Here is a 12,249-nt window from a genome sequence, read left to right as displayed (position 1 = left end):
CCCGTCCGTCCCGCCAGGGCGGCCGAGGTCCACATCGGCCACAGCAACTTCACATCGGAAGCGAGATTTCACCACCGTGACTGCTCTGACTCTCAGCACCGCCGCGGCGCCCGGCCTGCGGGCCGACGCGATCGTCGTCGGCGTCGCCAAGGGCGCTGGTCCCAGGTCCGGGGACCTCGTCGTCGCGCCGGGCGCCGAGGCCGTGGACAACGCGTACGACGGCAAGCTCGCCGGCGTCCTGGAGACCCTCGGCGCCTCGGGTGCCGAGGGCGAGCTGACGAAGCTGCCCGCCCCGGCCGGCTTCAAGGCACCGCTCGTGGTGGCGGTGGGCCTGGGCACCGAGCCCGGCGAGGACGCCGACTACGACGCCGAGGCGCTGCGCAGGGCCGCCGGTGTGGCCGCGCGCGCCCTGGCCGGCTCGAAGAAGGCCGCGTTCGCGCTGCCCGTCGAGGACTCCGGCGCCGTCGGCGCGGTCGCCGAGGGCGTGCTGCTCGGCGCCTACGCCTTCGACGCCTACAAGGAGGGCGCGGCCGACGGCAAGAACGGCAAGGCTCCGCTCGCCGAGGCCGCGCTGCTCGGCGGCAAGCCGCGCGACGCCGCCCACAAGGACGCCCTGGCCCGCGCCGTCGCGGTCTCCGAGGAGCTCAACCGCGCCCGCGACCTCGTCAACACCCCGCCGAACGACCTCACCCCCGAGGCCTTCGCCGCCGTCGCCCAGGCCGCGGCCAAGGAGCACGGCATCAAGGTGCAGGTGCTCGACGACAAGGCGCTGACCAAGGGCGGCTACGGCGGCATCCTCGGTGTCGGCGGCGGCTCCGAGGCCACCCCGCGCCTGGTCAAGCTGTCGTACACGCACCCGGAGGCCGACAAGCACCTCGCCTACGTCGGCAAGGGCATCACCTACGACTCGGGCGGCATCTCCCTGAAGCCGGCCGGCCACAACGAGACGATGAAGTGCGACATGGCCGGTGCCGCCGCCGTGTTCGCCGCGGTCGTCTCCGCCGCCCGCCTCGGCCTGAAGGTGAACGTCACCGGCTGGCTGGCGCTGGCCGAGAACATGCCGTCCGGCTCGGCCGTGCGTCCGGGCGACGTGCTGCGCATGTTCAGCGGCAAGACCGTCGAGGTGCTCAACACCGACGCCGAGGGCCGGCTGGTCCTCGCCGACGCGCTGTGGGCCGCCTCGCAGGAGGAGCCGGACGCCATCGTGGACGTCGCGACGCTGACCGGCGCGATGATGCTGGCGCTGGGCAGCCGGACCTTCGGCGTCATGGCGAACGACGACGCCTTCCGCACCGCCCTGCACGAGGCGGCCGAGGAGGTCGGCGAGCCGGCCTGGCCGATGCCGCTGCCGCAGCACCTGCGCAAGGGCATGGACTCCACCGTCGCCGACATCGCGAACATGGGTGAGCGGATGGGCGGCGGCCTGGTCGCCGGTCTGTTCCTCCAGGAGTTCGTCGCCGACGGCATCACCTGGGCGCACCTGGACATCGCCGGGCCCGCCTTCAACGAGGGCGGCGCCTTCGGCTACACGCCCAAGGGCGGTACGGGCACGGCCGTGCGCACCCTGGTGCGCCTCGCGGAGCTGACGGCCGAGGGCGAGCTGGGCTGACCCCGGCCCGTCCCGGGCCGGTCACGGACCGGCGGGGGCACGGGAGACCGAGTGACCGGCTCCCGCGCCCCCGCCGGTCCGCCGCACGCCCGCCTGCGCCGCAGGTGGGCGTGGACGGCGTCCCCGTGAGGTTCCGCGCTCCGCGGACGTGGGACGCGTCTCACACCCCAGCCCGGCGTCTCGCACCCCTCGAACAAGTGCAAAGATGGAGCCCGGCAGGACAGGGCCCCACCTGAGGGCCGAAGCATCAAGCGGCCGGACACCAGCCGCCGGCCGGTCATCGGAGACCGGCGGCGCACATGCATGGAGGACGTGACGTGGCGAACGACGCCAGCACCGTTTTCGACCTAGTGATCCTCGGCGGTGGTAGCGGTGGTTACGCCGCGGCCCTGCGCGGAGCGCAGCTGGGCCTGGACGTCGCCCTGATCGAGAAGGACAAGGTCGGCGGCACCTGCCTGCACAAGGGGTGCATCCCCACCAAGGCCCTGCTGCACGCGGGCGAGATCGCCGACCAGGCCCGCGAGAGCGAGCAGTTCGGTGTGAAGGCCACCTTCGAGGGCATCGACGTCCCGGCCGTCCAGAAGTACAAGGACGACGTGATCTCCGGCCTGTACAAGGGCCTCCAGGGTCTGATCGCGTCCCGCAAGGTCACGTACATCGAGGGCGAGGGCCGGCTGTCCTCCCCCACCTCCGTGGACGTGAACGGTCAGCGCGTCCAGGGCCGTCACGTCCTGCTGGCGACCGGTTCGGTGCCGAAGTCCCTGCCCGGCCTGGCGATCGACGGCGATCGCATCATCTCCTCCGACCACGCCCTCGTGCTGGACCGCGTGCCGAAGTCCGCGATCATCCTGGGCGGAGGCGTCATCGGCGTCGAGTTCGCCTCGGCGTGGAAGTCCTTCGGCTCGGACGTCACGGTCATCGAGGGTCTGAAGCACCTCGTGCCGGTCGAGGACGAGAACTCCTCCAAGCTGCTGGAGCGCGCCTTCCGCAAGCGCGGCATCAAGTTCAACCTGGGCACCTTCTTCGAGAAGGCCGAGTACACCCAGGACGGCGTGAAGGTCACCCTGGCCGACGGCAAGGAGTTCGAGGCCGAGGTCCTGCTGGTGGCCGTCGGCCGCGGCCCGGTCTCGCAGGGCCTGGGCTACGAGGAGGCCGGGGTCGCGATGGACCGCGGCTACGTCCTCGTCGACGAGTACATGCGCACCAACGTTCCGACCATCTCCGCCGTCGGTGACCTCGTCCCGACCCTCCAGCTCGCGCACGTCGGCTTCGCCGAGGGCATCCTGGTGGCGGAGCGTCTGGCCGGTCTGAAGACCGTCCCGATCGACTACGACGGTGTCCCGCGGGTGACGTACTGCCACCCCGAGGTCGCCTCCGTGGGCATCTCCGAGGCCAAGGCCAAGGAGATCTACGGCGCGGACAAGGTCGTCGCTCTGAAGTACAACCTCGCGGGCAACGGCAAGAGCAAGATCCTGAAGACCACGGGCGAGATCAAGCTCGTCCAGGTCAAGGACGGTGCCGTGGTCGGCGTCCACATGGTCGGCGACCGCATGGGCGAGCAGGTCGGCGAAGCCCAGCTGATCTACAACTGGGAGGCGCTGCCGGCCGAGGTCGCGCAGCTCATCCACGCCCACCCGACGCAGAACGAGGCGCTCGGCGAGGCCCACCTGGCTCTGGCCGGCAAGCCGCTGCACTCGCACGACTGACCTCCGGTCACGGGCGCGACGACACAGACTTCCGCAATTTCGTAAGGAGCAACCGAAACCATGCCGGTTTCCGTAACCCTTCCGGCGCTCGGTGAGAGCGTCACCGAGGGCACCGTCACCCGCTGGCTGAAGGCCGAGGGCGAGCGCGTCGAGGCCGACGAGCCGCTGCTCGAGGTCTCGACCGACAAGGTCGACACCGAGATCCCCTCCCCCGCCGCCGGTGTGCTGGCCTCCATCAAGGTCGCCGAGGACGAGACCGTCGAGGTCGGCGCCGAGCTGGCGATCATCGACGACGGCACGGGCTCGCCCGCCGCCGCCCCGGCCCCCGCCGCCGAGGCCCCCGCTGCCCCGGCTCCGGCCGCCGAGCCCGCCCCGGTCGCCGAGGCCCCCGCGGCTCCGGCCCCCGCCGCCGAGACCCCGGCCGCCCCGGCCGGTGGCGCCCAGGGCACGGACGTGGTCCTGCCCGCGCTCGGTGAGTCCGTCACCGAGGGCACCGTCACCCGCTGGCTGAAGTCGGTCGGCGACTCCGTCGAGGCCGACGAGCCGCTGCTCGAGGTCTCCACGGACAAGGTCGACACCGAGATCCCGGCGCCCGCCTCCGGCGTGCTGCTCGAGATCGTCGTCAACGAGGACGAGACCGCCGAGGTCGGCGCCAAGCTCGCCGTCATCGGTGCCGCCGGTGCCGCTCCGGCCGCCGCCCCGGCTCCGGCCGCCCCGGCCCCCGCCGCCGAGACCCCGGCCGCCCCGGCCGCTCCGGCGCCCGCCGCCCCGGCCCCGGCCCCCGCGCCCGCTCCGGTCGCCGCCGCTCCGGTCGCCGCCGCGCCGGCTCCGGCCGCTCCGGCCGCCCCGGCTCCGGTCGCCCCGGCCGCTCCGGCCGCCCCCGCGCCGGCCGCCGCCCAGGCGACCGACGAGGGCGCCTACGTCACCCCGCTGGTGCGCAAGCTCGCCGCGGAGAACGGCGTCGACCTGGCCGGCGTCACCGGCACGGGCGTCGGCGGCCGCATCCGCAAGCAGGACGTCATCGCCGCCGCCGAGGCCGCGAAGGCCGCCGCCGCGCCGGCTCCGGCCGCCCCGGCCGCCGCGCCCGCCGCCGCGAAGAAGGCCCCGAAGCTCGAGGTCTCCCCGCTGCGTGGCCAGACCGTCAAGATGACCCGCATCCGCAAGGTCATCGGCGACAACATGGTCAAGGCGCTGACCGAGCAGGCCCAGCTGTCGTCGGTCGTCGAGGTCGACGTCACGCGCCTGATGCGCCTGCGCAACCAGGCGAAGGACTCCTTCGCCGCGCGCGAGGGCGTCAAGCTCTCCCCGATGCCGTTCTTCGTGAAGGCCGCGGCCCAGGCGCTGAAGGCCCACCCGGTCATCAACGCCAAGATCAACGAGGCCGAGGGCACGATCACCTACTTCGACACCGAGAACGTCGGTATCGCGGTGGACTCCGAGAAGGGCCTGATGACCCCGGTCATCAAGCACGCGGGCGACCTCAACATCGCCGGCATCGCGAAGGCCACGGCGGAGCTGGCCGGCAAGGTCCGCGCCAACAAGATCACCCCGGACGAGCTGACCGGCGGGACCTTCACCATCTCCAACACCGGTTCGCGCGGTGCCCTGTTCGACACGATCATCGTGCCGCCGGGCCAGGTCGCGATCCTCGGTATCGGTGCCACGGTCAAGCGTCCGGCCGTCATCGAGACCGAGGAGGGCACGGTCATCGGCGTCCGCGACATGACGTACCTGACCCTGTCCTACGACCACCGTCTGGTCGACGGCGCCGACGCGGCCCGTTACCTGACCGCGGTCAAGGAGATCCTCGAGGCCGGCGAGTTCGAGGTCGAGCTCGGCCTCTGATCCACCCGATCGGGCTGTACGACGGAGCCCCCGTCCGGAGTTCTCCTCCGGACGGGGGCTCCGTCGTACCGGTGGCGCCCGCGGCGGCGACGTGAGCCGCGCGGTGCCCGGGGTCCCCGGCCGGGAGGCTCCGCCGGGGCGTGGCGGAATGCCGCCGGTGCCGGGCGGGCACCTCTGCGTGTAACAGGCATCACCTGTGGTGAGAGCGACCGCACCCTGTCCGTCCAGGGCCGCGGCCGTATTGTCTAAGGGTCCCGCCGACCCGCCGGGTCCGCACTGCCGAGGAGCTCAAATGACCGCGCCCGTCGTCCACTCGCTGCGCGAACAGATCCGCGAGCACATCGTGGAGGGGATCGTCAGCGGGCGCTGGCAGCCGGGCGAGAGGATCGTGGAGCGGCGGATCGCGACCGAGCTGGAGGTCAGCCAGACCCCGGTGCGGGAGGCGCTGCGCGAGCTGGAGACGCTCCGCCTCATCGAGTCGGCCCCGAACAAGGGCGTACGGGTGCGGAACCTGACCGCGGCCGACCTGGAGGAGAGCTACCCGGTACGGGCGGGCCTGGAGGCCATCGCCGCGGAGCTGGCGGCCGACCGCCTCGCGACCGACTGCTCGGCCCTGGAACCGCACGTCACGGCCCTGTACGAGGCCGACCGCGAGGCCGACGGCACGGGCCAGGTACGGCACACGGTGGGGTTCCACCGCGAACTGGTGCGCGCTGCGGGCAACTCGGTGCTGCTGCACACCTGGGAGGGCCTCGGCATCGAGGTGTTCACGGCCCTGTCGATCCGCTGGCTGGGCACGGTGCAGCAGTCGTACGCGGAGGAGCACGAGGAGCTGGTGCAGGCCTTCAAGCGCCGGGACCCCCGGATCGCCGAGCTGGTGAAGGCGCACGTGCTGGGCTGCGCGCCGCGCGCCTGAGGCCTGACTCCTGAGTCCGACACCTGACGCCTGACGGCTGAGTCCGACACCTGACGCCTGACGGCTGAGTCCGACGCCTGACGGCCGACACCCGGCACCCGGCACCCGGCACCGACGCTCGCCGCCCGACGCCCGACGCCCGACGCAGGCGAGCGTCTCTTTGCTCACCTGCGAAAACCCTGGTCGACCACGGCACCGGGTGCCCATTTCGAAGGCACCGGGTGCCGACTTTCCGCCGAACGGCAGATTTTGCCCCTGTTCCCTTTGATCGATCATCGATCAGGGAGTTACAGTCGCCGACGGACCCGCGACGGAGTCACACCTCGACGCCGCCATCGAAGTCCGCTGCCCTGTCCTGCCAAAGACCAAGGGCAACCCCGAACCCTTAACGATGAGGGAACCCCCTTCGACTGAGGAAGGCGGCGGCATGACCGACCCCAACGCCATCCAGCCGAGCGCGCTGGACCAGCTCCCGGACCGCGACCCGGAGGAGACCGCCGAGTGGCAGGCCTCCCTGGACGCCGTCGCCAGGGAAGCCGGGCCGCACCGCGCCGCGTATCTGATGCGGCGCACGCTGGAGCGGGCCGAGGCGGGCGGCGTCGCGCTGCCGAAGCTCCTCGAGACCGACTACGTCAACACCATCCCCACCGCCGCCGAGACGGCGGTTCCCGGTGACGAGGCCATGGAGGCCCGGATCACCGCGTGGAACCGCTGGAACGCGGCCGCGATGGTGACCCGCGGCAGCAAGCACGGCGTCGGCGGCCACATCGCCACCTTCGCCTCGGCGGCCTGGCTCTACGAGACCGGGTTCAACCACTTCTTCAAGGGCAAGGAGTCCCCGGAGGCCGACGGCTCCGGCGACCAGCTCTACATCCAGGGCCACGCCTCCCCCGGCATCTACGCCCGCGCCTTCCTCGACGGCCGGCTGAACGAGTCCCACCTGGACAACTTCCGCCAGGAGTCGGGCGGCAGCGGCCTGCCTTCGTACCCGCACCCGCGCCGGCTGCCCTGGCTGTGGGAGTTCCCGACGGTGTCGATGGGCCTCGGCCCGCTCTCCGCGATCTACCAGGCGCGGTTCAACCGCTACCTGACCAACCGCGGCATCAAGGACGTCTCCGCCTCGCACGTGTGGGCGTTCCTCGGCGACGGCGAGATGGACGAGCCGGAGTCGACGGCGGCCCTCGCGCTCGCCGCCCGTGAGGAGCTGGACAACCTCACCTTCGTCATCAACTGCAACCTGCAGCGCCTCGACGGCCCGGTCCGCGCCAACTTCAAGATCGTGCAGGAGCTGGAGGCCCAGTTCCGCGGCGCCGGCTGGAACGTCATCAAGACCCTGTGGGGCTCCGCCTGGGACGAGCTGTTCCAGCTGGACACCACCGGTGCGCTCGTGCGCCGTCTGCGCCAGGTGCCGGACGCGCAGATCCAGACGTACCAGACGCGTGACGCGGCCTACATCCGCCAGGACTTCTTCGGTGCCGACCCGGCGCTCGTGGAGATGGCGAAGCTGATCGGCGACGACAAGATCTTCGAGTGCTTCCACCTCTCGCGCGGTGGTCACGAGGCCCGCAAGGTCTACGCCGCCTACAAGGCCGCCGTCGAGCACAAGGGCGCGCCGACCGTGATCCTGGCCCAGACGGTCAAGGGCCACACCCTGGGCGACGGCTTCGCGTCGAAGAACGCCAACCACCAGATGAAGAAGCTCTCGGTGGACGAGTTCAAGGCGATGCGCGACCTGCTCGACCTGCCGATCGCCGACAGCGCGTTCGCCGACGGCCAGGTGCCCTACGGCCACCCGGGCGCCGGCTCCGCCGAGGTCCGCTACCTCCAGGAGCGCCGCGCGGCCCTCGGCGGCCCGGCCCCGGCCCGCCGCGTGCACCCGCTCGCGCCGCTGCCGGCTCCGGCCGAGAAGGCCTTCGCCGCCTTCGACAAGGGCTCCGGCTCGCAGAACGTGGCGACCACGATGGCCTTCGTCCGCCTGATCAAGGACCTGGTCCGCGACAAGGAGACCGGCAAGCGCTGGGTGCCGATCGTCCCCGACGAGGCGCGCACCTTCGGCATGGAGTCGCTCTTCCCGTCCCTCGGTATCTACTCGCCCAAGGGCCAGACGTACGAGCCGGTCGACCGCGACCAGCTGATGTACTACAAGGAAGCCAAGAACGGCCAGATCCTCAACGAGGGGATCACCGAGGCCGGCTCGATGGCCGACTTCATCGCCGCGTCCACCGCGTACGCCACGCACGGCGAAGCGATGATCCCGTTCTACATCTTCTACTCGATGTTCGGCTGGCAGCGCACCGCCGACCAGATGTGGCAGCTCGGCGACCAGCTCGGCCGCGGCTTCCTCGTCGGCGCGACGGCGGGCCGTACGACGCTGACGGGCGAGGGCCTGCAGCACGCCGACGGCCACTCCCCGGTGATCGCGGCCACCAACCCGGCCGCCCTCACCTACGACCCGGCGTTCGCCTACGAGATCGGCACGATCGTCCGCGAGGGTCTGCGCCGGATGTACGGCGAGGCCAAGCCGGGCGAGGACCAGGACGTCTTCTACTACCTGACGGTCTACAACGAGCCGCTGCCGCAGCCGGCCAAGCCGGCCGGTCTCGGTATCGACGAGGGCATCGTCAAGGGTCTGTACCGCTTCAACACGGCCGAGTCGGCGGGCGTCAGCCCGGCCGCCAACGCCCCGCGCATCCAGCTGCTGGGCTCCGGCACGGCGATCCACTGGGCGCTGGACGCGCAGAAGCTGCTCGCCGAGGACTGGGGCGTGGCCGCCGACGTGTGGTCCGCGACCTCGTGGTCGGAGCTGCGCCGCGACGCGATGGAGGCCGACGCGGCCCTCCTGCGCGGCGAGGAGCGTGTGCCGTACGTCCGCCAGGCCCTGCAGGGCGCCGAGGGCCCGGTCCTCGCCGTCTCCGACTACATGCGCCAGGTCCCGGACCAGATCGCGCAGTGGGTCGAGCAGGACTGGTCCTCGCTGGGCGCCGACGGCTTCGGTCTGTCGGACACCCGCGACGCCGCCCGCCGCCACTTCGGCGTCGACGCCCAGTCGATCGTCGTCGCCGCCCTGGCCCAGCTCGCCCGCCGCGGCGAGGTCCAGGCGACCGCGGTGAAGGAAGCCCGGGACAAGTACGGGCTGTAGGCACGGCCTTCGGGACCTCCAGGTCCCGTGGAGAAGGGGTACGGCGGTCGCCGTACCCCTTCTTCGTGTGTGCTGTCGGTGGCTCCCGGCATCATGAGGGCATGCGTGCGGCCCGGCTCATCAAGATGGTGCTCCTTCTGCAGTCCCGCCCCTCCATGACCGCCGCCGAGCTGGCGCGGGAGCTGGAGGTGTCGGAGCGGACGGTGACCCGGGACGCGCAGGCGCTGTCGGAGGCCGGGGTGCCGGTGTACGCGGACCGGGGGCGCACCGGCGGCTACCGGCTGGTCGGCGGCTACCGTACGCGGCTGACGGGCCTGGCGCGCGGCGAGGCCGAGGCGCTGTTCCTGAGCGGGGTGCCGGGGGCGCTGCGGGAGATGGGGCTGGAGGACGCCGCCTCGGTGGCCCGGCTGAAGGTGTCGGCCGCGCTGCTGCCGTCCCTGCGGGACGCCCCGGAATGTGCCGCCCAGCGGTTCCACCTGGACGCGCCCGCCTGGTTCCGGGAGCCCGGGACGCCCGCGCTGCTGCCGGTGATCGCCGGTGCGGTGTGGGAGGACCGCACGCTCCGTGCCGGGTACCGGCGGGCGGACGGTGTCGTGCAGCGGGAGCTGGAGCCGTACGGGCTCGTGCTGAAGGCGGGCGTCTGGTACCTGTGCGCGCGCCTGGCCGGCGACGGGGTGTTCCGGACCTACCGGATCGACCGGTTCGCCTCGGTGACGCCCGGGGAGGCGCGCTTCGCGCGTGATCCGGACTTCGACCTGCCCGCCCACTGGGCCGAGCGGGCGGAGGGCTTCGCGCGCTCGATCCTGCGCGACGAGGCCGTCGTACGGCTCTCCCCCGAAGGGGTGCGCGCGCTCCCGTACGCCGTCGGCCCGCTCTCGGCGGACGAGGCCCTGGCGGGCGCGGGCGAGCCGGACGCCGGGGGGTGGGTGACGGTGACCGTGCCGGTGGAGTCGCAGGAGGTCGCGCACACGCAGTTCAGGGCGCTGGGGCCGGAGGCGGAGGTGCTGGCGCCGGCCGCGCTGCGGGAGCGGTTCGCCCGGGACGCGGCGCGGACGGCGGCGCTGTACGGGAACCCGGCCGTCTGACGGCGGCGGGGCAGCCGGCCCCGGCGGGGCGGCGGGTCCGGCGGCGAGGCGGCGAGTCCCGGCGGCGGGGCGGCGAGTCCCGGCGGCGGGGCGGGTCCGACGGCGGGGCGGGTCCGACGGCGGGGCGGCGGGTCCCGACGGGGCGGGTCCGGCGGCGGGGCGGGTCCGACGGCGGGGCGGCAGGGCTGCCGGGCCGACGACGGCGACGGGGTGGCCGTGGCCGACGGACTGGCCGCCGGGCGGCCGACCGCGACGGGGTGGGCGCGGCCGACGGCGACAGGGTGCGCGCGGCCGACGGGTGGCCGGCCGACGGCAACAATGCGCCGCACTCCGCGTGCGGCGGATCGGCTCAGGCCCGATGCTGGACCCGTGATGGACGAGACGGAGTTCTGGGAGCTCATCGACGCCACCCGCGAGGCCGCCGAGGGCGACCCCGAGGAACAGGCCGACCTGCTCGTGGACCGGCTGCTCCAGCTGGACCCGGAGATGGTCCTGGACTTCGCCCGTCACTTCGAGGCCCGCTACAACCGCGCGTACCGCTGGGACCTGTGGGGTGCCGCCTGGGCGCTGCTGGACGGGGCGAGCGACGACGCGTTCGACTTCTTCCGGTGCTGGCTGATCGGCCAGGGCCGGGAGGTCTTCGAGGGCGCCCTGCACGACCCGGACGCCCTGGCCGACCTGCTGGGCGACTTCGACGAGGAGATCGACGGCGACGGCGAGGAGCTGGGCTACGCGGCCGACGAGGCCTACGAGCAGCTGACCGGTGCCGTCGCCCCGGACCTCGGGATCGCCCCGGCCCCGTCCGAGCCGGCCGGGGCCCCCGTCGACTTCGAGGACGACACGGTCCTCGCCGGCCGCTATCCCCGGCTGTGGGAGCGGTTCAAGTGATGACCCCGGCCCCGCGGCGTCCTGGCCCCGGCGCCGCCGCGGGGCGGGAGACGTCCCCCGGGAGGACGCCCTCTACCGCTTGCCGGCCGGGGGCCGGCCCTGGAGACGGGCCGCCGTCTGTCTGATCTCGGGCAGGCGGGCGGTCAGGGCGGCGCCCGGGCAGCTGGTCATGAAGCCCTGGTCGTGCCCGGCCACCACGGGGAGGCTGGCGGCGCTGCCCGCGTGGTAGCGGCTGAGCCCGTTGCTGGACACCAGCCGGACCCGGGCCCGCGGGTCGACCCCGGCGAGGCCGAGCTTCCACGCGGCGACGGCGGCGATCGAGTCGGTCATCGCCTTGGGCACGGCGACCCCGGCGGTGAAGGTGCCGAGCGCCGCGATGCCCGCGGTGCGGTGGTTGAAGCCCTGGGTGTGGGCGCCGATGACGGCCCGCTCGGCGCCTCCCGCGCGTCCCTCGTAGATGGTGCCGCAGCGGTCGACGAGGAAGTTGTAGCCGATGTCGTCCCAGGCGCGGGCGCCGGTCTGGCCCGCGTACAGGTCGCGGATGATCCGCGGGGCGTCGGCGCAGGCGTAGCCGTTGGGCGAGTCCGTGTGGTGGATGAAGACGGCGACCACCTTGTCGTCGTACCGCGGGGGCGGCTGGGTGCGTCCCGTGCGGCCGTCCAGCCAGGCGGAGCGGGGCACGATGGCCGGCCGGGACGCCCGGTGGGCCGCCGCGGCGCGGACCGGGGCCTGCCGGCCGAGCGGGACCGCGGTGGTGCGCTCCACGCTCTGGGCGCACAGGAGCAGCGCGAGGACGGCGGCGGCCGGGGGCAGCGAACCGAGCAGGACCAGGACACCGCCGGGCAGGGACGCGGCTCGCCGCTTCCACGCCCGTGGCACACGGAGACGGAGGAAACGCATGGTGTCACTGTCGATCCGGTCCGCACTGTCCGCGACGTGTGTTGTGCCACCTGGCGGAACCATCGTCCCGGTCCGGGACGTTTCTGGTGGTACACGCCCGGCGCGTGGCCCGCCCGTCCCGGGTGGCCGCGTCCGCGCGTGTGACCGATCATCGGGCCTGT

At 73.2% G+C, this 12,249-nt stretch carries 8 protein-coding genes; 7 read left to right on the top strand and 1 reads right to left on the bottom strand.

Annotated features, from left to right (window positions below; translation table 11 throughout):
- Positions 1-76: 76 nt before the first annotated feature.
- From ACIPRD_RS20215 to ACIPRD_RS20185, 7 genes are all read left to right on the top strand, one after another.
- The gene (locus tag ACIPRD_RS20215; protein WP_401564750.1) at positions 77-1,609 is read left to right on the top strand and encodes a leucyl aminopeptidase; all 1,533 of its coding nucleotides are present in this window, start codon (positions 77-79) and stop codon (positions 1,607-1,609) included.
- Between the two features lie 317 nt (positions 1,610-1,926).
- The gene (lpdA, locus tag ACIPRD_RS20210; RefSeq protein WP_356398283.1) at positions 1,927-3,315 is read left to right on the top strand and encodes a dihydrolipoyl dehydrogenase; all 1,389 of its coding nucleotides are present in this window, start codon (positions 1,927-1,929) and stop codon (positions 3,313-3,315) included.
- Between the two features lie 60 nt (positions 3,316-3,375).
- Positions 3,376-5,160, top strand: coding sequence for a 2-oxoglutarate dehydrogenase, E2 component, dihydrolipoamide succinyltransferase (gene sucB / locus ACIPRD_RS20205; protein WP_401564747.1), 1,785 nt, complete (start codon positions 3,376-3,378; stop codon positions 5,158-5,160).
- A gap of 292 nt (positions 5,161-5,452) precedes the next feature.
- Positions 5,453-6,076, top strand: coding sequence for a GntR family transcriptional regulator (locus tag ACIPRD_RS20200; protein ID WP_356398277.1), 624 nt, complete (start codon positions 5,453-5,455; stop codon positions 6,074-6,076).
- Between the two features lie 427 nt (positions 6,077-6,503).
- Positions 6,504-9,215: a pyruvate dehydrogenase (acetyl-transferring), homodimeric type gene (gene aceE / locus ACIPRD_RS20195; RefSeq protein WP_356398274.1), complete on the top strand. Its 2,712-nt coding sequence runs from the start codon at positions 6,504-6,506 to the stop codon at positions 9,213-9,215.
- Between the two features lie 101 nt (positions 9,216-9,316).
- Complete coding sequence (locus tag ACIPRD_RS20190; RefSeq protein WP_356398272.1) at positions 9,317-10,300, top strand: WYL domain-containing protein; 984 nt, start codon at positions 9,317-9,319, stop codon at positions 10,298-10,300.
- 372 nt (positions 10,301-10,672) lie between these two features.
- Positions 10,673-11,188 (top strand): DUF4240 domain-containing protein, encoded by a 516-nt coding sequence (locus ACIPRD_RS20185; protein ID WP_356399096.1) that lies wholly within the window; start codon positions 10,673-10,675, stop codon positions 11,186-11,188.
- A 72-nt stretch (positions 11,189-11,260) separates the two neighbouring features.
- On the opposite strand, the gene ACIPRD_RS20180 is transcribed toward ACIPRD_RS20185, so the two are convergent.
- Positions 11,261-12,088: a peptidoglycan recognition protein gene (locus tag ACIPRD_RS20180; RefSeq protein ID WP_401564742.1), complete on the bottom strand. Its 828-nt coding sequence runs from the start codon at positions 12,086-12,088 to the stop codon at positions 11,261-11,263.
- Positions 12,089-12,249: the final 161 nt, after the last annotated feature.

Source organism: Streptomyces sp. NPDC090108 (assembly GCF_044747185.1).
Taxonomy (GTDB): domain Bacteria; phylum Actinomycetota; class Actinomycetes; order Streptomycetales; family Streptomycetaceae; genus Streptomyces.
This window is presented reverse-complemented; position numbering and strand designations above follow the sequence as displayed.